The sequence below is a fragment of the Variovorax sp. EL159 genome, from assembly GCF_900100965.1.
Classification (GTDB): Bacteria; Pseudomonadota; Gammaproteobacteria; order Burkholderiales; family Burkholderiaceae_C; genus Variovorax.
This window is the reverse complement of sequence record NZ_FMUJ01000003.1, coordinates 312,125-330,443: the sequence shown is the minus strand read 5'-3', so window position 1 is coordinate 330,443 and position 18,319 is coordinate 312,125. Positions and strand designations below refer to the sequence as shown.

The window sequence follows — 18,319 nt, the reverse complement described above, 5'->3', positions numbered from 1 at the left end:
AATCAGTTTCGCGCGGTGCGCCATTCAGCGGCGATGGTGGGGAGATCGGCGTCCGGCAATTCCTGCGGTGCTCGGGGTATGTCCGGCACGGTGCGGCTGAAGCGCGGCGCCGGGGCCGGCTGCACCACGCCATCGACCTCGACGAAGGTGCCGCGCGCTTTCATGTGCGCATGCTGCGGCGCCTCTGCGAACGACAGCACCGGCGCAAAGCAGACATCGCTGCCTTCGAGCAGGTCGCACCACTGCTGTCGCGTGCGCGACTTGAAGCGCTGCGCGATCTGCACCTTGGCCTGCGCCCATGCGCCGCGGTCGTGCTGGCTGCCGAGCGCTTCGGCATCGAGGTCCAGCTTCTGCAGAAGCTGCGCATAGAAGCGCGCCTCGATCGGGCCGACCGAGATCCATCCGCCGTCCTGGCATTCGTAAACCTCGTAGAAAGGCGCGCCGGAGTCCAGGATGTTGGTGCCGCGCCGTTCGTCCCACAGCCCTGCCGCATGCAGGCCGTAGAAAGAGGTGGCCAGCGAAGCCGCGCCGTCGACGATGGCGGCATCGACGACCTGGCCCTTGCCGGAGCTGCGTGCTTCCAGCAGCGCCGCGAGCACGCCCATCACCAGGTAGAGCGCGCCGCCGCCCATGTCGCCGGCCAGGGCCAGTGGAATCGAAGGCGCCTGGTCTTTGCGGCCGATGGCGTTCAGGGCGCCGGTCAGCGCGAGGTAGTTCACGTCGTGGCCGGCGGCGTGCGCGAGCGGGCCGGTCTGGCCCCAACCGGTCATGCGGCCGTACACGAGGCGTTCGTTGCGCGCCAGGCAGGTCTCAGGCCCGAGCCCGAGACGCTCCGCCACCCCGGGCCTGAACCCCTCGATCAGCACATCGGCGTTCTCCACGAGTTCCAGCACCTGCTCGATGGCCGCGGGCTGCTTCAGGTCGAGCGTTGCGCATCGGCGGTTGCGCAGCAGCAGGTTGTATTTGGCCGGGCGCTTGACGCCCAGGTCGGCCGCTTCGGTGCGGTCGATGCGCAGCACCGTCGCACCCAGGTCGGCCAGCAGCATGCAGGCCATGGGGCCCGGGCCGATGCCGGCAAGCTCCACGATCCTGATTCCTTGCAGGGGTCCCATTCGCTTGTCTCCTTCGATGCGTGGCCACTGCAGGCCACGCTGATTGGTCAAAACTCAGGCAAAGGCCGGCGCAGACAAGCGCAGCCGGACGAAATCGAACAACCCGTCGGGCTGCTCCAGCAGGGCCTGGCCCAGCTGGCGCGCGCATTGCGTCTCGGTGCCCGGCGCGGCCCGCCATTCATGCAGGCGGCGCGTGTACAGGCCGAGCACATGCTCCTCGGTGATGCCGATGGCTCCGAACACGGCGTGGGCGATGGCGCAGGCGCTGCGTGCCGCCTCGCAGGCCCGCAGCTTCGCGGTGGCCGCCAGCAGCGGATCGGGTTGTATGCCCGCCGTGCTGCAGCCCAGGCGTGCGGCCAGCGTGGCCGAATGCGCCTGCTCGCCCAGCACGCTGAGTTCCTGCTGCACGGCCTGGAACTGCGCGATGGGTCGGCCGAACTGCTTGCGGTCGCGCGCGTAGTCGGTCACCAGTTGAAGCACGCGTTCCATCGCGCCCGCCATGCCTGTGGCGTGCAGCGCGTTGCAAAGCGCGACGGCGTCGGCGGTGCCCGCATCGAAACGCATCACCGCAAGATCGGGCGTGTGCCATTGCAAGGTGACCGAGGCCTGCGGGCGCCACGCACCCGGCGTTGCAGCTGCACGCTCGCGCGGCAACAGAAGCCATTCGCCTTGCCAGCTCACGAGCACATGCTGCGCCAGCGCACCGCCGGGCACATCGCGGCAAACGATGGCGCCTGCATCGCCGGGGGAGCCCGGTGCGATCGCGATGGGACCAGCGCCGCGCCGCTCGCCATGACCCGCCGCGGCCAGCAGTGCGCGAGCAACGGCGGTCTCGCCGAAGGGAAGTCCGAGCCCGGCCTTGCCTGCCGCGAACACGAGCGCGAACAGCTCGCGCAGCGACAGGCCCGCACCGCCCTGCTCTTGCGCCACGAGTGCATCGGTGTAGCCGAGCGCGTCGATGGCCTGCCACAGTGCATCGGTGGGCGCGCCGGCTTCGATGGCGCGCAAGCTGTCGTCGGTGCACAGCGCGCGCAGCGGGCGTTCGAAATCGTCAAGGAGTGTGTCGTTCATCAGATGTCCTTGTTTGTGCCGCGCTATCAGCGAACGCCCAGCCCGCGAGCGATGATGCCGCGCATGATCTGGCGCGTGCCGCCGCGCAGAGAAAAACTGGGCGCCAGTTGCGTCACGTAGGCCAGGGTTTGCAACAGGCCGGCCGATGGCACTGGATGGCCGGGTGCGTCGAAGGCCTCCTCGATCCATCCGGGTATCGCCTGTTCGAACTCGGTGCCCAAGTCTTTCACCAGCGAGGCCTCGAACGCGGGATCGAGCCCACGGCCCAATTGCTCCGCCACGGCCATCGACATCGCGCGCAGCACCGCCATGCGACCAGCGATACGCCCCGCGATGACCTGCACGCCGGCAGCCGGCGCCGGGCCCTGGCGCAATTCGGCGAGCCACGCTTCGGCAAGCACCAGGCTGGAGTAGATGCGCTCGGGTCCGCTGCGCTCGAAAGCCAGTTCGGCGGTCACCTGTTGCCAGCCCGCGCCCTCTTCGCCGATCAGTGCATCGGCCGGCAGCTCGACGTCTTCAAAAAGTACTTCGCAGAAATGCCCGTCGCCGCTGAGATCGCGGATCGGCCGCACCGTGATGCCGGGCAGCGACAGGTCGACCAGCAACTGCGACAGGCCCTTGTGCCGGTCTTCAGGCATGCCCGAGGTGCGCACCAGGGTGCACATGTAGTGCGCGCGGTGCGCATTGGTCGTCCAGATCTTGCGGCCGTTCAGGCGCCAGCCGGTGGCGCTGGGAACGGCCCGCGAGCGGACGCCGGCCAGGTCGGAGCCGGTGTTGGGCTCGCTCATGCCGATGCTGGTGAAGAGCTCGCCGCGCGCGATGCGAGGCACGAAGAACGCGCGCTGCGCTTCGGTGCCGTAGCGCAGGATCAGCGGCGCGGTCTGCCGATCCGCGATCCAGTGGGCCGACACGGGTGCGCCCGCCGCGAGCAACTCTTCGAGCAGCACGAAGCGCGCAAAGCTGCTGCGCCCCGCGCCGCCATAGGCCGTGGGCAGCGTCAGGCCGATCCAGCCCTGGCGCCCGAGCGCGCGGCTGAAGTCAGCGTCGAAGCCCATCCAGGAGCGCGCCCGTACGGCCGGCGGCACGCCATGCAGCGCTGATTGCAGGAAGGCGCGAACCGGCGCGCGCAAGGCTTCGTCCTCCGGTGGAATCGCGACCAGCGAGAAAGATTGCAGAGTGTTCAATGGTGTGTCCTCACAGATGCTTCATCGGGTTTTGCCCGCTTCGGGCGATGGATGCGGGCGCCATAATCCGTGTGGCTCCTGCACCGTTCGGCAGCCGCAGCGGGCCACCCGTCACTGCCGCAATCACCGAGACATTCGCCCCCATGGAGCTTCGCCAGTTGCGACAGGTCATCGTCCTGTCGGAGACGCTCAACTTTCACCGTGCCGCGGAACGGCTGCACATGGCGCAGCCGCCGTTGTCCACCTCGATCAAGAAGCTCGAGGAAGAGCTGGGCGTGCTCCTGTTCGACCGGCTCTCCACCGGCCTGCGGCTCACGGCCGCCGGCGAAGCCGTGCTGCAGAACGCCAAGCGCGCGCTGTTCTTCGTCGACGAGGTTCGCCGCGCGGCCCGTGACGGCGTGGCCGGCGAAGAAGGCCTGCTGCGCATCGGCTTCGTCGGCTCGGCCACCTATTCGCTGATGCCGCAGATCGTGCGCAGCTTTCACCGCCAGTACCCGCGCGTGGACCTGGAGATCGAGGAATCGACCACCACCGAACTGCTGCGGCGCATCGAAGACCACTCGCTCGACCTTGCGCTGGTGCGCCACCCCGTGTTGACCCCGACCGCCGCGCAGCTCACGCTGCTGCAGGTTGACCACCTGGTGCTGGCCGTGAGCGCCGATTCGCCCTTCGCGCAGCGCAGCGAGATCGCCATTGCCGAGCTGGAGGGCGAGCCCTTCGTCGCGTACTCGCGCACGCTGGTGCCCACCATGCACGTGCTGACCATGCAGGTGTTCCAGGATGCCGGCGTGCAGCCGCGCATCACCCAAGAGGCGGTGCAGGTTCAAACGATCCTCGGCCTGGTGGAAAGTGGCCTCGGCATGGCGCTGGTGCCGGCAGTGGTGCAGCGGTACGCCAGCAGCGGCGTGCGCCTGATCCCGCTGACCGACATGCCGTCCAAGTACACCGTGGGCATCGCCATGGCCTCGCTGCCCGATGCCCTGACGCCGGCCGCACGCAATTTCATCGCGGTGGCGCATGCGGCCGTTCATCCGTCTGCAACGCAGCCACCGGATCAATCTTCATAGCCGATGTTGGCGGTCTTCACGATGCGCCGGGTCTTCTCGATCTCAGCGCGCTGGAACTCGCCGAAGGCTTGCGGTGCGCCGTAGAACACCGCCCCGCCCTGCAGGGTGATGAAGGCCTTGGCTTCGTCGCTTTCCATCAGCTCTTTGATGGCCTGCGATGCCCGGGCGAGCACGGGCTCGGGCACCCCCGCGGGAAAGAACACACCGGTCCAGGCATACGACTCGTAGCCGGGCGTGCCGCTCTCGCCTACGGTCGGCACCTGCGGCAGTTCCTTGATGCGCTCGTTGGCGGCGACGGCCAGCGCACGCACCTTGCCGCCGCGCACCAGCGGCATCACCGCACTGACCTCGGCCATCGTGTAGTCGATGTTGCCGCCGGCCAAGTCGGTCATGGCGGCCGATGTGCCCTTGTAGGGAACGGCCGTGGCCTTGATCTGGTTGCGTTCGTGCAGCAGCTCCAACGCGACGCGATAGGTGGCGGTGCCGCTGCCGAAGTTGAGCTTGCCCGGCGCCAGGCGCGCGGCGGCCACCAGGTCCTGCAGGGTCTTGAAGGGCGAATTGGCGGGCACGACCAGCACCATCGGAAAACGGGCGATGCGCGCCAGCGGCTGGAAGTCTTTCACCGCGTCGTAGGGCAACTGCCGGAACACGGCCACGTTGGTCACCATCGGCGAGTTGCTGGCAACGAACATGGTGTAGCCGTCGGCCGGTGCGGTGGCCACGGCGCGCGCGGCGATGAAGCTGTCGGCGCCGGGCCGGTTGTCCACGAGGAAAGGCTGGCCGAGCTTTTCGCTCAGGTGCCTGGCCAGGAAGCGCGCGGTGGTGTCGGCGCCGCTGCCGGGCGGCAGCGACACGATGATCTTGACGGGCTTGTCCGGGTAGCCGGCCGCGGCCGCCAAGGTGGCGGCGCAGCCCAATGAAAGCGCCAGCAGCCAGCGCGCGAGCAAAGAGGTCTTCATGTCTCTGGTTCCTTGTAGTTCTTGGCCGGCCCGTTGATTACGGGTCCGTTGTGTCTGTCTTCTTACTCCGCCTCGATGCCCGCGGCCTGCACTGCCCCGGCCCAGCGCTTGAGTTCCGCGCGCAGGTAGGTGCCGAACTGCTCGGGCGACGAAGACTGGAGCATCACGCCCTGCGGCTCGAACTGGCTGCGCAGGCCCGGGTCGGCCACCGCCTTGTTGACGGCGTCATTGAGCGCCTTGACGATGGCCGACGGCGTGCCCCTGGGCACCAGCAGACCGTGCCAGGTGGGTGCGTCGAAGCCCGGAATCAGCGACTCGCCCAGCGCCGGCACGCCGGGCAGCACGCCGATGCGCGTCTTGCCGGCCACGGCCAGCGCGCGCACACGGCCGTCGCGGATGAACGGCAGCGACGAGTTCACGGCGTCGAGCAGAAACTGGGTCTGCCCGCTCATCAGGTCGGCCATGGCGGGTGCGGTGCCCTTGTACGGCACATGCACCGCATCGAGCTTCAGCGCCTGAAGGAACAGCGCGACACCCAGGTGCGTGACGTTGCCCTGCCCGCCCGAGCCGTAGCTGAGCTTGCCGGGCCGCGCCTTCATGTACTGCACGAACTCCTCGATGTTGGCGACGGGCAGGCTCGGGCTTGCCATGAGCACGGTCGGGATCAGCGCGGGCAGCGCCACCGGCACGAGGTCGCGCAGCGTGTCGTAGGGCAGGTTCTTGTGCAGCGCCGGGCTGATGGCCAGGCCTGACGAGTGGTACAGCACGGTGTAGCCGTCCGGCGCCGAGCGCGCCACGAACTCGGTCGCGATGTTGCCGCTGGCACCGGTGCGGTTGTCGACGACTACCGGTTGCCCCAGCAGCTGCGAGAGCCTGAACCCGATGGCGCGCGCCACGACGTCGGTGGGCCCGCCCGCGGCGTAAGGCAGCACCAGCCGGATCGACTTCTGTGGCCAGGCGTTCGGATCGCTGGCTGCGCGGGCCAGCGGCATCGCGGCAAGCGCGCCCGCTGCGGCAAGGATGCGGCGTCGTTGAAAGGACATCTTCATTTCCCCGTATCAGCCACGCGCAGCGGCACGGGCCGCCGCAGCATCGAGAAAGGCATCGAGCGCGGCTTCGTGCGCGGCGGTGTGGTGGGCCAGCGCCTGGAAGCCCGCCGACATCTCCAGCACCGTGTCGAGCCGCGCATGCTGTGCTTCGCGCAGCAGCCGCTTGGTCATGCGCAGGGCATGCGACGGATTGCTGGCGATGCGCTGTGCGAGCCGCAACGCGGTGGGCATCAACGCATCGGGCTCGACCACATCGGAGACCAGCCCCCATTGCAGGGCCTGCGTGGCATCGATGGGATCGCCGGTGAAGGCCATCTCGCAGGCGCGCGACATGCCGACCGCGCGCGGCAGCAGCCACGCGCCGCCGTCGCCCGGAATCAGACCGAGCTTGACGAAGCTCTCGGCGAACACGGCCATGCGAGAGGCGATGCGGATGTCGCACATGCAGGCCAGGTCGCTGCCCGCGCCATAGGCCGGACCGTTGACGGCCGCGATGGTCGGCACTTCGAGGTTGCACAGCGCCAGTGGCAGACGCTGGATACCGTCGCGGTAGGCGTAGCGGCTGTGCACAGACTCGCCCAACCCGCTGCCGACGGTGTCGCGCAAGGTCTTCAGGTTGCCACCCGACGAGAACGCCGTGCCGGCACCGGTCAGCACCACGGCGCGCACAGACAGGTCGCGGTTGACGGTGTCGCAGAGCGCGATCAGCGACTCGACGGCGTCCGCGTCGGACAGTGCGTTGCGGGTCTGCGGACGGTTCATCGTCACCACGGCGACACCGCCGTCGCGCTCGATCCTGAGGAAGTCTTCCATGTCAGTGCGCTTTCGTTTCGTCTGCCGGCTTCATGCGCATCATGCGCAGCGGCGTGTAGGTCAGGACGGTCTGGCCGTGCTGGTTGAGGACCGCATTACGGGTGCGCACGAGGCCGCGCCCCGGCTTGGCGGTCGGGCGACGCTCGATCACTTCGCACTCGACATGGATCGTGTCGCCCACGAAGGTCGGCGCGGCGATGTCGAGTTCGGCATTCAGGAACGCGAGGCCCGTGCCCTGCATGGACGGCGTGATCAGTCCTTCGGCGAAGGCATAGATCAGTGCGCCCGGCACCACCCGGCCCGGAATCGCCATGTGCGCCCGGTCGCTGGTGTCGGTGAACAGCTCCTCGTTCAGCCAGCTCAGGTTGATGAAGTTCACGAGGTCTGCCTCGGTCACGGTGCGGGCGCGGGAACGAAAGCGCATGCCCAATGAGAGGTCGTCAAAATGGAAACCGGTGTTCAGCTGGATCAAGCGGTTGCTCCGTTCGGGTCAAAGGGTCCACATCGCGAGGCTTCAGCTCGCCTCGGAAATCAGTTCGGCGGGCAACAGCGTGGCGCCTTGCGCGGCAAGCGCTTCGATCTGCGCCGTGCTGTAGCCGGCCTCGGCGAGCACCTCGGCGCTGTGCTCGCCGAGCCGGGGCGCCTGGCGCGACACCGCCGGTGGCGAGTCGGACCACCGCGTGGGGATCGCCATGGCACGCAGGCGCCCTTCGCTGGGGTGCTCGACGGTCTCGAAGAAACCCACGGCTTCGAGATGTGGGTCTTGCATCAGCGACTCGAGGGTGTGCATCGGCATGACCGGGATGTCGGCGGCTTCGAACCGTGCGGTCCAGTCGGCCGATGTGCGGGTCTTCATCACCTGGCCGACCAGTTGATACAGCTCGCCGATGTTCTCGGTGCGCCGGCCGATGGTGCTGAAACGCGGATCGGCCTCCATCTCCTGTGCCTTGCCGATCAGGCCGAAGAAGGTCTTCCACTGCTTGTCGTTGTAGATCAGCACGCACAGGTGGCCGTCCAGCGTGGCATAGGGACGGCGGTGCTCGTTGAGCAGCCGCGCATAGCCGGCAGGGCCGATCGGCGGCTCGAAGGTCTGGCCGCCCATGTGGTCGCCGAGAACGAACTGCGCCATGGTCTCGAACATGGGCACGTCGATCGATTGCCCCCTGCCCGTGCGCTCGCGGTGGAACAGGCCCGCCGACACCGCATTGGCCGCGCTCATGCCCACGATGCGGTCGACCATCGCACTGGGAACATAGCGCGGCACGTCGGCGCCCGCGCGCACGCTCAAGGTGGGGATCGCTGTCGCGCCCTGGATCAGGTCGTCATAGGCGGGCTTGGCCGCATAGGGCCCGTCTTGCCCATAGCCGTACACACCGACATACAGGATGCGTGGATTGACGGCGGCAATGGCCGCGTAGTCCAACCCCAGGCGCGCCATGGCCTGCGGCCGGACGTTGTAGATGAGCACGTCGGCATCGGCGGCGAGCCGCAACAGCGCCTCGCGGCCGTCGGGTTGCTTGAGATCCAGCACCACGCTGCGCTTGCTGCGATTGGCGTGCAGGAAGATGCCGCCCATGCCGGGGTTCCGGCCGGGGCCGATGCCGCGAACGGTGTCGCCCCCGGGTGACTCAATCTTGATGACGTCGGCGCCCAGATCCCCGAGGATCTGGGTGGCATAAGGGCCCATCAGCACCGCCGTCATGTCGACGATGCGCACACCTTCGAGCGGCCCGCTCATGGGGAAACCCGGCTTTCCGGCGTCGGCGTTTCAGTGTGAAGAAGGAAGCGATTCACCGCTTTCGGCTTGGTATCCATTCGGTCTCCCGTATCGTTGGAACGATGCTAGGGGAACGGATGTTCGCCGTGAAATACCGTCTTCATGTCGGGCGATACGCGTGGCGTATCGGGTGTTTGCTGCAATGCGCCATGGATCGCGAAGGGCCGCGCAGCAGGCATGCGCGCGTGCGAGGGACGTGCGCGTTGCGCGCTTTCATCGCAGATTCGGCGGGCTCCTTCAATGCAAGTGGTCTCGATCGACTCGCATCATTTCGTGCCCGCACTCATGGCGAAGGCCGTGTGAAACGGCCTCGACGAGGAGTCATGCGGCCTTGCGCAAGAAACCCTGGTTGCCGCCGTTGCGGTTCGGTGCGAAACCGTTGGCCAACAGCGATTCTTCGGTGGTCTTGTAGAACACACCGATCTTCGAGATCTCGCGCGCCTGCTGCGCTGTCGCAATCGGCCGGCCGAACTCGCGCGCGATGCGCACCAGTTGCTCGATCTGCGCGACGGTGCCGATCTTCGCGGTGCGCGTCTGGTTCCACAGCACGTCCTCGGTGCCGCAGCGCACGTGCAGGCCCATGGCTACGCCGAACATGTTCACGGGCAGCACGTTGCGCACCGAGCTTTCGAGCGTGAGCACCGCGCCGTCGGGCACGGCGCGCACGAAGTTCGACAGGTTGTAGATGTTGGGCGCATCCATGCCACCGCTGATGGCCACCCAGTTCATGACCAGCGGGCCCTTGTAGATCCCGCGGCGCATGAGCCGCTCCACCGACTCGAAGCTGTTGATGTTGTAGCACTGGAACGCACTCTGGATGCCTGCCGCGGTGAGGCGGCGGATGTGCTCCTCGACCCAGCCGGGCTGGGCCGGCACCGTCATCTCCTTGTAGGCCTCGAAGATGGCGGGGTTCTCGCGCGAGGTGCCCTTGAAGTCGGCCAGCTCGGCGTGCTCCGTCACGTTCATCTGCGAAGTGTTGACGGTCACCGTGACCTGGTCGGGCGTGGGCTCCAGCTCGGCCAGCATGTGGCGCGTATCGTCGCTCAGCCACTTGGCGGCGGCGCCTTCGCTCTCCGGTGCGAAGCTGATCGACCCACCCACCTGGATGATCATCTCGGGCACGGCCTTGCGCACACCGGCGATGAGCTCGTTGAATTTCGACAGCCGCTTGCTGCCCTTGCCGTCGAGCTCGCGCACATGCAGATGCAGCACGGTGGCACCGGCGTTGTAGCAGTCGACCGCCTTCTGGATCTGCTCGTCCATCGTGACCGGGATTTCCCCCGGAAAGTCGGAAGGCAGCCAACCCGGCGCATAAGGGGCGGCAGTGATGATCAGGGGCTGCTGGTTTTCCGGGAACAGGTGGCCGTCGAGGAAGTTCATGTCGTTGCGTCTCAAAAATGGGATACGTGCGATGTGGATGCCTGAAAAGGCGCGCGTTCAGTACGGCACGTCGCCGACGATGCCGGCGCGCTCCATCTTTCGCGGCGCCGGCCAGTAGTCGTTCAGCGCGTAGTGCTGCGTGCTGCGGTTGTCCCAGACCACCACGTCGCCGGGCTGCCACGACCAGCGCACCTGGTATTCGGGAATGGTGGCGCGGCTCAGCAGGTAGTTCAGCAGCAGTGCAGCGCCCGGTGTCTTGTCGATGCCGTGGCGCACGTTGTCGGGCGTGCTGTAGTTCGCAAAGTGCGTGGTGAAGCTGCCGACGTACAGCACTTTCTCTTTGGTCTCGGGGTGCGTGCGCACCACGGGGTGCTCTACGGGCGGATGGTCTTGCCCCAGCTTCCTGCGTGCCTCGGGCGCCATCACGGCACCGAACGAATGTTCGATGCTGGCCTTGGCGCGCAGGTTGGCGATCTTCTGCTTGATCTCTTCGGGCAGCTCTTCATGCGCCTGCACCATGTTCACCCAGATGGTGTCGCCGCCGATCTCGGGGCACTCGATGCAGCGCAACACCGCACCCATTGCGGGTGCCTGGCGCCACAGGCCATCGCAGTGGTAGGTGTTCTCGTAGCTGTGCTTGTTGTCGCTGCGGTAGATGCGCACGAGGCCCGGATGCTCGGGGTCGCTGCCGACCACGGGGTGGTCTTCCAGCGGGCCGAAGCAGGTAGCGAAGGCGACATGCTCGGCACGTGTGATGTCCTGTCCGCGGAAGAACAGCACTTTGTGCTTGAGCAGCGCGGCGTGGATCTGCGCGAAGGTGTCGGGGTTGCGCGCGGCCTCGCCGAGATGCACGTCCGAAACTTGCGCGCCGATGGCGGGCGTGACGGGGCGGATGTTCATGATTCAGTTCGCCTGGATGTGGTACTTCTTGACGATGGCCGCGTTGCGCTCCGACAGCGTGCGCGTCTCGGCCATCAGCGCGGGCGTGTCGACGCTGACTTCGGGCTCCAGCCCCACGTCGACGAGCTTCTGTTGCACGAGCTGCGACCTTGCCGCCTTGTCGATCGTGGCGTGCAGCCTTGCCATCACGTCGGGCGGCAGCTTGCTGGAGCCGATCACACCGACCCAGCCGCGGAACTGCAGATCAGGAAAGCCGAGTTCGGTGGTGGTCGGAATATCGGGCAGGTAGCGCGAGCGCACGTTGCCGGTGAAGGCATAGGGGCGCAGCTTGCCGCCGCGGATCAGCGGCATCGAGGTCACCATGCCGTCGAACATGATGTCGACCTGGCCGCCCAGGATGTCCTGCAGCGCAGGCGGAGAGCCCGCATAGCCCACGTGCTGCAGATCGAGGCCGGCGCGATCGCTCAGGATCAGCCCCGCGTACTGCGACGTGGTGCCGGGGCTGTAGCTCGCAAAGCTCGACTTGCCCTTGCGTGCCTTCAGTTGCGCGACCAGGCTGGCGAAGTCCTTGGCCGGATAAGAGGCGGCCGTCACGAGCACGATGCCCGAGCGCGCGAGCGATGCGATGGGCACCACGTCCTTCAGCGGATCGAACGGCATCTTCACGATCTGCGGCGTTTCGGCCAGCACGTTGCTCGCTGCGAGCACGATGGTGTTGCCGTCGGGGGCCGCCTGCAGCATGGCCTGCAAGCCGATCGATCCCCCGGCGCCGGGGCGGTTCTCGACGATCACGGGGCGCCCGATGTCGATGGACATCTGTTGGCCGAGCACACGGGCGACGATGTCCATCGTGCCGCCCGGCGGTGCGGGCACGATGAGCCGCATGGGCTTTTCGCCGAAAGCCCACACGCTCAGCGCCAACGACCATCCGGCCAGCGCCAGCGTGGCGCGCAAAAACTGCTTGATCTTCATTTCTGTCTCCGGTTCTTGTGGTGTCGCACCGATGTGCGGACGCCCTCAGTATCTGGCGCGAGGACCGGTGGCGACTTGCTTATCGGGGACAGCAAATTGCCTTTGCGAGACAGCCCATCGTTGCTGCCATGGTCGCCGCGCGGTGCCAGAATCGCGCCCATGACCGAGCCCGCGAGACCGATCTCCCGACTGATGCGCAGCGCCTCCCTGGGTGGCTACGTCGAGCTGGTGGCGTCGCTCGGGCGAGACCCTCACGTGTTCATGCGAACCGTGGGGCTGCACGCGAGGTTTCTGGAAGACCCCGAGACGCTGATCCCCCGCGATGCCGCACGCGAGCTGCTGGAAATCACGGCCCGCGCCACGCAAACGGAAGACCTGGCGCTGCGCCTTGCGGCAAGGCGCAAGCTCTCGGCCCTCGGGCCCATCAGCCTCGTGCTGAGGGAAGAGCCCACGCCCAGGGCCGCCCTGGACACGCTGTGCCGCTACCTGAAGCTGGTGAACACCTCGCTCATCATCCGGGTGGAAGACGCTGGCAGCGTGGTTGTGATCCGGGAAGACTTGCTGCCCAGCCCTGGGCTCGCCATGCGGCAGTCGGTGGAACTGGCCGTGGGCACCCTGTTTCGCATGCTGGGCGACCTGATCGGGCCGCACTGGCAGCCGCTCGACGTGTGCTTCACGCACCGACCGCCCAAGGACGCCTCCGCGCATCGCGCGTTCTTCGGACGCAGCGTCAAGTTCAATCAGGAATTCAATGGCCTGGTCTGCAGGGCGAGCGACTTGTCACGCCCGCGCGAGTCCGCGGACCAGGTGTCGGCGGGTTTCGCGCGCAAGTACCTGGATGCGGCCATGAAGGACCGCACCGAAAGCGCGCAGGAAAGCTGCCGCCAGATCATCCTGGCATTGCTGCCCGGCGGCGCCTGCAGCGCACAGGAAGTCGCGCGCCTTCTGCATGTCGATCGCCGCACGCTGCATCGCCAGCTCGATGCGGAGGGACTCAGCTTCAGCCGCCTGCTCGACGACGTGCGATCGGACCTGGTCAAGCGCCATCTGCGCGAGAGCGACCTGCCGCTGGGCGAAGTGGCCGAGCGGCTGGGCTTCGCCAGGCTCAGCAGCTTCAGCCACTGGTTTCACAACCTCTTCGGCTGCAGCGCCTCGCAGTGGCGCAAGCAGGCCGCCGAGGGGCCGGGATCAACAGTCCGGTAAGAGGCCCTCAGACCGGCTTGCGCAGAAAGCCCTGGTTGCCGCCGTTGCGGTTGGGTGCGAAGCCGTTGGCTTGCAGCGTCTCTTCGGTCGTTTCGTAGAAGACGCCGATCTTCATGATCTCGCGTGCCTGCTGCGCCGTCGCGATGGGGCGACCGAACTCGGTCGAGATGCGCACCAACTGCCTGATCTGCTCGACGGAACTCGCCTTGCCCGTGCGCGTCTGGTTCCAGAGCACGTCTTCGATGCCGCAGCGCACATGCAGGCCCAGCGCGATACCGATCATGTTCACGGGCAGCACGTTCAGCACCGAGCTTTCCACCGTGACCACCGAACCGTCGGGCGCGGCGCGCAGGAAGTTGGCCAGGTTGTAGATGTTCGCCTGGTCCATGCCACCGCTGATGGCGACCCAGTTCATGACCAACGGGCCCTTGTAGATGCCGCGGCGGATCATCCGCTCGATCGTCTCGAAGCTGTTGATGTTGTAGCACTGGAACTCGCTCTGGATGCCGGCGGCCGTCAGACGCCGTATGTGCTCTTCGACCCAGCTCGGATTCGAGGGCACGATCATGTCCTTGTAGGTCGAGTACAGGCGCGGGTCTCCGCGCGACACGCCCTTGAAGTCGTCGATGCCGGCATGCTCCGTCACGTTCATCTGCGTGGTGTTGACGGTGACCGTGACCTGGTCGGGCTTGGGCGTGAGTTCGGCGAGCATGTGCCGCGTGTCGTCGCTCAGCCATTTGGCTGCAGCGCCATCGTCCTCGGGCGCGAAGCTGATGGAGCCCCCCACCTGGATGATCATTTCCGGCACACGTGCACGCACGCCGGCAATCAGCTCGTTGAACATCGACAGGCGCTTGCTGCCCTTGCCGTTGGCCTCGCGCACATGCAGGTGCAGCACCGTGGCGCCGGCCTCGTAGCAGTCCACGGCCTTCTGGATCTGCTCTTCCATCGTGACCGGGATGTCTTCCGGAAAGTCCGAGGGAATCCAGCCCGGCGCGTAAGGCGCGGCGGTGATGATCAGGGGTTGCTGGTTCTCCGGGTAGAGGTGGCCGTCGAGGAAGTTCATGGTGATGGGGCTGCGGGTTGAAAGTTGATGTCGAGCGGGGTTGCGCGACTTCGAAATTCAGTATCCGGTGCACCTTCGCACGAGGCTTGCCAATTTGGGATGTGTATTTGTCAATTTGGGGCAGTGGCCGCCCACCGGCGCATGCAGCTGCATGCATGACGGCGCGTGTCGCGCAAGGCCGGGTGCATCAGGGCTTGTCAGCGCTATTTCCGCAGCCGCGTCGATGGAGCAACTGCGCCAGATACCCGAGGCCACCACGGCCCACAATAAGGCCGTCATCGAGAAACTGAAACTGAAGATCGGCCCCGAATGAAATGCGTGGGGCGCGCCAATGCCCCCATGAAACCTGTCGGCCGATTGATACGCAGCGCCAGCCTCAGCGGCTATGTCGAGCTTGTGAAGTCGCTCGGGCGCGACCCCTACGCCTTCATGCGAACCGTCGGGCTGCGCGCCAGGCTGCTCGAAGAGCCCGAGACCATGATCCCGGAAGACGCGGTGCGCGAGCTGCTGGAGATCACCGCACGCGCCACGCGCACTGAAGACTTTGCGCTGCGCCTGGCGGCACAACGCAAGCTCTCGCACCTCGGCCCGATCAGCCTCGTGCTGCGCGAAGAGCCCACGCCGCGCGACGCGCTCGACACGCTGTGCCGCTACCTCAAGCTCGTGAATGCCTCGCTCATCACGCGCGTGGAAGACACGGGCAGCGTGGTCGTCATCCGCGAAGACCTGCTGCCCAGTCCCGGCCTGCCGATGCGCCAGGCGGTGGAGCTGGCCGTGGGCATCATCTTTCGCATGCTGCGCGAGCTGATCGATCCGCAATGGCGGCCGCTGCAGGTGTGCTTCACGCACCGCGCTCCATCGGACGTATCGCGGCACCGCGCATTCTTCGGCCGCAACGTGAAGTTCAACGAGGAATTCAACGGGCTTGTCTGCTCGGCCACCGACCTGGCCAAGCCGCGCGAACTCATCGATGAAGGCTCTGCCCGGCTGGCGCGCAAATACCTCGAAGCAGGCCTGCGCGACCGCGGCGAGACCATGCAGGAAACCTGCCGCGAGCTCATCCTCGCGTTGCTGCCCGGGGGCGCGTGCACGGTGCAGGAAGTGGCTCGGCACCTTCGCATCGACCGCCGCACGCTGCACCGCCGGCTCGACGCCGAAGGGCTCACCTTCAGCCGCATGCTCGACCAGGTGCGCGGCGACATCGTCAAGCGCCATCTGCGCGACAGCGATCTGCCGTTGGGCGAGGTGGCCGAGCTGCTGGGCTTTTCGGGGCCGAGCAGCTTCAGCCACTGGTTTCGCAAGCAGTTCGGATGCAGTGCGTCCGAGTGGCGTTGATCGATGGCGCCCTCCTCCTTGCTTATCGGGGACATTGATTTGCTGATGCGGGACATCGCGAAGCCCGCGCTTCCCGTCCCGGCGGCACCTCGCAAGAATCCTGTCTTCCTATGCATTCCTCAGGAGACAGATCGTGACCAAGGCCATCCGCTTCTACGAGACCGGCGGTCCGGAGGTTCTGAAGCTCGAAGACGTCGAAGTCGATGAGCCCGGCCCCGGGCAGGCACGCGTGCGCCACAGCCTCATCGCCGTCAACTTCATCGACATCTACTTTCGCACCGGCCGCTATCCGCTGGCGTTGCCCAACGGGTTGGGCTCCGATGCAGTTGGTGTGGTCGAAGCCATCGGACCGGACGTGACCGACATCCGCGTGGGCGACCGCGTGGGCTATCTCATCGGACCGCAGGGCGCGTACTCGCAGGTGCGGGTGATGCCGGCTGACGTGCTGATCCCGCTGCCCGACGGCATCAACGACCGCACGGCAGCCACGCTGATGATGAAGGGCATGACGGCGCAGTACCTGTTCCGTCAGGTCTATCCGCTCCAGGGCGGCGAGACCATCCTGTATCACGCGGCAGCGGGTGGTGTCGGCTTGATCGCCTGCCAGTGGGCACGCGCAATGGGCGTGACGATGATCGGCACCGTCAGCACCGACGAGAAGGCGGCCGTCGCCAAGGCCAACGGCTGTGCCCACACCATCGTCACGTCGCGCGAGAACATTGCGCAGCGTGTGAAAGAGATCACCGACGGCAAGGGCGTGCCCGTGGTCTTCGACTCGGTGGGCAAGGACACGCTCGAAGCCTCGCTCGACTGCCTGCAGCCGCGCGGCTCGCTGGTGAGCAACGGCACCTCGTCGGGGGCCGTGGTCATCGACACCAAGGTGCTCGCGGGCAAGGGTTCGATCTGGCTCACGCGGCCGGCAATGATCCATTACATCCACCCGCGCCCGCACATGCTCGACATGGCGCGCGAGCTGTTCGACCACGTGCTGGCAGGCCGCATCGTGAGCGAGCCGCAGCAGATCTTCGCGCTCGCCGATGCGGCCGAGGCGCACCGCGCGCTCGAAGGCCGCAAGACCACCGGTGCAACGGTGCTCGTGCCGTGAAGCACGCTCAGAACGCGTGTCGGATGCCGACGTCGTAGCCCATCGAACTGCGGGGCTGGAACCCGCCCGTGTTGGTGAAGCCCGGCTGCGGAAAGATCGCGGGCAGGCTCACCACCAGCGGCGTCACGCCCATCACGGTGGGGTTGTTGTGTCCGTCCCGGATGCTGATCCGGGCCACTGACGCATACAGCGCCGTTCGCTTCGACAGGTTGTGCACATAGCTGATCGCGAGCTTGTTGGTGCTGGCATCCGAGTTCGGCACAGCCGCACCGCTGTCGAACTTCACTTTGGCATAGGACACGCGAACCAGGCCCACGCCAACCGGCACCGTGATGCCTATCAAGGCACCGTTGTACCTGTCGCTGACGCGGGCACCCAGCGACGCAGCCCTGTCGTCCTTCACGCGGGACAGTTCGCCAAACAGCTTCGACCACACGAGATCGTAGGACGCACCGAAGTTGATCGTCTTGATCCGCTCCTTGTTGAGCGACGTGTCGGCCAGCGTGCTTTCGCCGTAGGCCAGCGCCACGTCGATGGGGCCATTGGACCATCCGGCCCGTGCGCCCGCATAGCGCCCGCGTTGAGCCGTTGCGGCAGGCGTGGCGGCGCCATCGACCTTGACGTTCTCCGGAAACGCGTACTGCACCTGCCCGTAGAAGCCGGCCAGGTCCTGCGGCAGAAAGTAGCTGATCGCGTTGCTGGTGCGCAGGTAGCTGTCGGTTCCGGCGGAAAGGCCGCCGTTCAGCAAGCCACCCGTGGCCAATGCGCGCGAAGCCGCGATGTTGCTGTTGACGACAGCGATCAGGTTCGTACCCACACCGTTGACGGCCATCGGGTCGAACACCGCGTCATTCCAGAACGATGCGGTGTAGTCGCGGCCCAGGCGCACTTCCCCGAAAGGCCCGCTCAGGCTGAGCGTCGAGCGGCGCCCGAAGTTCAAGGTTCCACCGCCCGTGTCGTTGCTCAACGGCGCCTCGAGCCAGAAGCTCGCGGCCAGGCCACCGCCCAGGTCTTCGGTCCCACGGAACCCCAGGCGGCTCGAACTCAATCCCGAGGGCGAGAGCACCGTCTGACTCTGGCGCATCGTGCGCGTGCCGAACGCCGCGGCGGGGCCATAGGTCGAACTCTTCGTCGAATAGTGGCTGACCCCGGCATCGACGACGCCGAACACGGTCAATGAGGACTGGGCCCCTGCGCTGGCGGCGCAAAGGGACCCCGCAACAAGAACGAAACGTTGGATGAGCATGCCCGGTGTCTCCGATGGCTGTGGATGAAATTTTTCTTGTGGGAACGGGCCCGTGCGCGGCCCGGCGGACCGGCGACTCG

17 protein-coding genes are annotated in these 18,319 nt (G+C 66.7%); 4 read left to right on the top strand and 13 right to left on the bottom strand.

Annotated features, from left to right (window positions below; all coding sequences use genetic code 11):
• Positions 1–2 precede the first annotated feature (2 nt).
• Genes BLQ28_RS13575 through BLQ28_RS13565 form a run of 3 tightly spaced genes read right to left on the bottom strand, consistent with a single transcriptional unit; the run spans position 3 to position 3,367 of the window.
• Positions 3–1,112 (bottom strand): CaiB/BaiF CoA transferase family protein, encoded by a 1,110-nt coding sequence (locus tag BLQ28_RS13575; protein WP_093240002.1) that lies wholly within the window; start codon positions 1,110–1,112, stop codon positions 3–5.
• Positions 1,113–1,166: 54 nt separating this feature from the next.
• The gene (locus BLQ28_RS13570; protein ID WP_093239999.1) at positions 1,167–2,183 is read right to left on the bottom strand and encodes an acyl-CoA dehydrogenase family protein; all 1,017 of its coding nucleotides are present in this window, start codon (positions 2,181–2,183) and stop codon (positions 1,167–1,169) included.
• 26 nt (positions 2,184–2,209) lie between these two features.
• A complete protein-coding gene (locus tag BLQ28_RS13565) occupies positions 2,210–3,367 on the bottom strand; it encodes an acyl-CoA dehydrogenase family protein (RefSeq protein WP_093239997.1) in 1,158 nt (385 codons plus the stop codon).
• A 143-nt stretch (positions 3,368–3,510) separates the two neighbouring features.
• Between BLQ28_RS13565 and BLQ28_RS13560 the strand changes: the two genes are divergently transcribed.
• A complete protein-coding gene (locus BLQ28_RS13560) occupies positions 3,511–4,434 on the top strand; it encodes a LysR family transcriptional regulator (protein WP_371126649.1) in 924 nt (307 codons plus the stop codon).
• Here the strand turns inward: BLQ28_RS13560 and BLQ28_RS13555 are convergent.
• The 8 genes from BLQ28_RS13555 to BLQ28_RS13520 all read right to left on the bottom strand — a co-directional run bounded on the left by BLQ28_RS13555 (position 4,422) and on the right by BLQ28_RS13520 (position 12,284).
• Entirely contained in the window at positions 4,422–5,393 is a 972-nt protein-coding gene (locus BLQ28_RS13555) for a Bug family tripartite tricarboxylate transporter substrate binding protein (protein WP_093239992.1), read from the bottom strand. The two genes, BLQ28_RS13560 and BLQ28_RS13555, sit on opposite strands and share 13 nt — an antisense overlap.
• A gap of 62 nt (positions 5,394–5,455) precedes the next feature.
• Positions 5,456–6,436 (bottom strand): tripartite tricarboxylate transporter substrate binding protein, encoded by a 981-nt coding sequence (locus BLQ28_RS13550; RefSeq protein ID WP_093239988.1) that lies wholly within the window; start codon positions 6,434–6,436, stop codon positions 5,456–5,458.
• Between the two features lie 15 nt (positions 6,437–6,451).
• Positions 6,452–7,255 carry a crotonase/enoyl-CoA hydratase family protein gene (locus tag BLQ28_RS13545; RefSeq protein ID WP_093239985.1) on the bottom strand — a complete coding sequence of 268 codons (804 nt, stop codon included), beginning with the start codon at positions 7,253–7,255 and terminating at the stop codon, positions 6,452–6,454.
• A gap of 1 nt (position 7,256) precedes the next feature.
• Positions 7,257–7,679: a hotdog family protein gene (locus BLQ28_RS13540; RefSeq protein WP_093241631.1), complete on the bottom strand. Its 423-nt coding sequence runs from the start codon at positions 7,677–7,679 to the stop codon at positions 7,257–7,259.
• Positions 7,680–7,769: 90 nt separating this feature from the next.
• Positions 7,770–8,993 carry a CaiB/BaiF CoA transferase family protein gene (locus BLQ28_RS13535; RefSeq protein ID WP_093239983.1) on the bottom strand — a complete coding sequence of 408 codons (1,224 nt, stop codon included), beginning with the start codon at positions 8,991–8,993 and terminating at the stop codon, positions 7,770–7,772.
• 360 nt (positions 8,994–9,353) lie between these two features.
• Positions 9,354–10,412, bottom strand: a complete 1,059-nt coding sequence (locus tag BLQ28_RS13530; protein ID WP_093239980.1) for a beta-keto acid cleavage family enzyme — start codon at positions 10,410–10,412, stop codon at positions 9,354–9,356.
• A 57-nt stretch (positions 10,413–10,469) separates the two neighbouring features.
• Entirely contained in the window at positions 10,470–11,312 is an 843-nt protein-coding gene (locus BLQ28_RS13525; RefSeq protein ID WP_093239978.1) for a TauD/TfdA dioxygenase family protein, read from the bottom strand.
• Between the two features lie 3 nt (positions 11,313–11,315).
• Positions 11,316–12,284 carry a Bug family tripartite tricarboxylate transporter substrate binding protein gene (locus BLQ28_RS13520; protein ID WP_093239975.1) on the bottom strand — a complete coding sequence of 323 codons (969 nt, stop codon included), beginning with the start codon at positions 12,282–12,284 and terminating at the stop codon, positions 11,316–11,318.
• 159 nt (positions 12,285–12,443) lie between these two features.
• Between BLQ28_RS13520 and BLQ28_RS13515 the strand changes: the two genes are divergently transcribed.
• Positions 12,444–13,487 carry an AraC family transcriptional regulator gene (locus BLQ28_RS13515; protein WP_093239972.1) on the top strand — a complete coding sequence of 348 codons (1,044 nt, stop codon included), beginning with the start codon at positions 12,444–12,446 and terminating at the stop codon, positions 13,485–13,487.
• 7 nt (positions 13,488–13,494) lie between these two features.
• On the opposite strand, the gene BLQ28_RS13510 is transcribed toward BLQ28_RS13515, so the two are convergent.
• Entirely contained in the window at positions 13,495–14,553 is a 1,059-nt protein-coding gene (locus tag BLQ28_RS13510; RefSeq protein WP_093239969.1) for a beta-keto acid cleavage family enzyme, read from the bottom strand.
• 339 nt (positions 14,554–14,892) lie between these two features.
• Between BLQ28_RS13510 and BLQ28_RS13505 the strand changes: the two genes are divergently transcribed.
• Together BLQ28_RS13505 and BLQ28_RS13500 are read left to right on the top strand one after the other, a co-directional pair.
• Positions 14,893–15,888 carry an AraC family transcriptional regulator gene (locus BLQ28_RS13505; protein ID WP_093239965.1) on the top strand — a complete coding sequence of 332 codons (996 nt, stop codon included), beginning with the start codon at positions 14,893–14,895 and terminating at the stop codon, positions 15,886–15,888.
• Positions 15,889–16,021: 133 nt separating this feature from the next.
• Positions 16,022–16,993 carry a quinone oxidoreductase family protein gene (locus tag BLQ28_RS13500; RefSeq protein ID WP_093239962.1) on the top strand — a complete coding sequence of 324 codons (972 nt, stop codon included), beginning with the start codon at positions 16,022–16,024 and terminating at the stop codon, positions 16,991–16,993.
• Positions 16,994–17,000: 7 nt separating this feature from the next.
• Here the strand turns inward: BLQ28_RS13500 and BLQ28_RS13495 are convergent, their stop codons facing one another.
• Positions 17,001–18,239, bottom strand: coding sequence for a porin (locus tag BLQ28_RS13495; RefSeq protein WP_093239959.1), 1,239 nt, complete (start codon positions 18,237–18,239; stop codon positions 17,001–17,003).
• Positions 18,240–18,319: the final 80 nt, after the last annotated feature.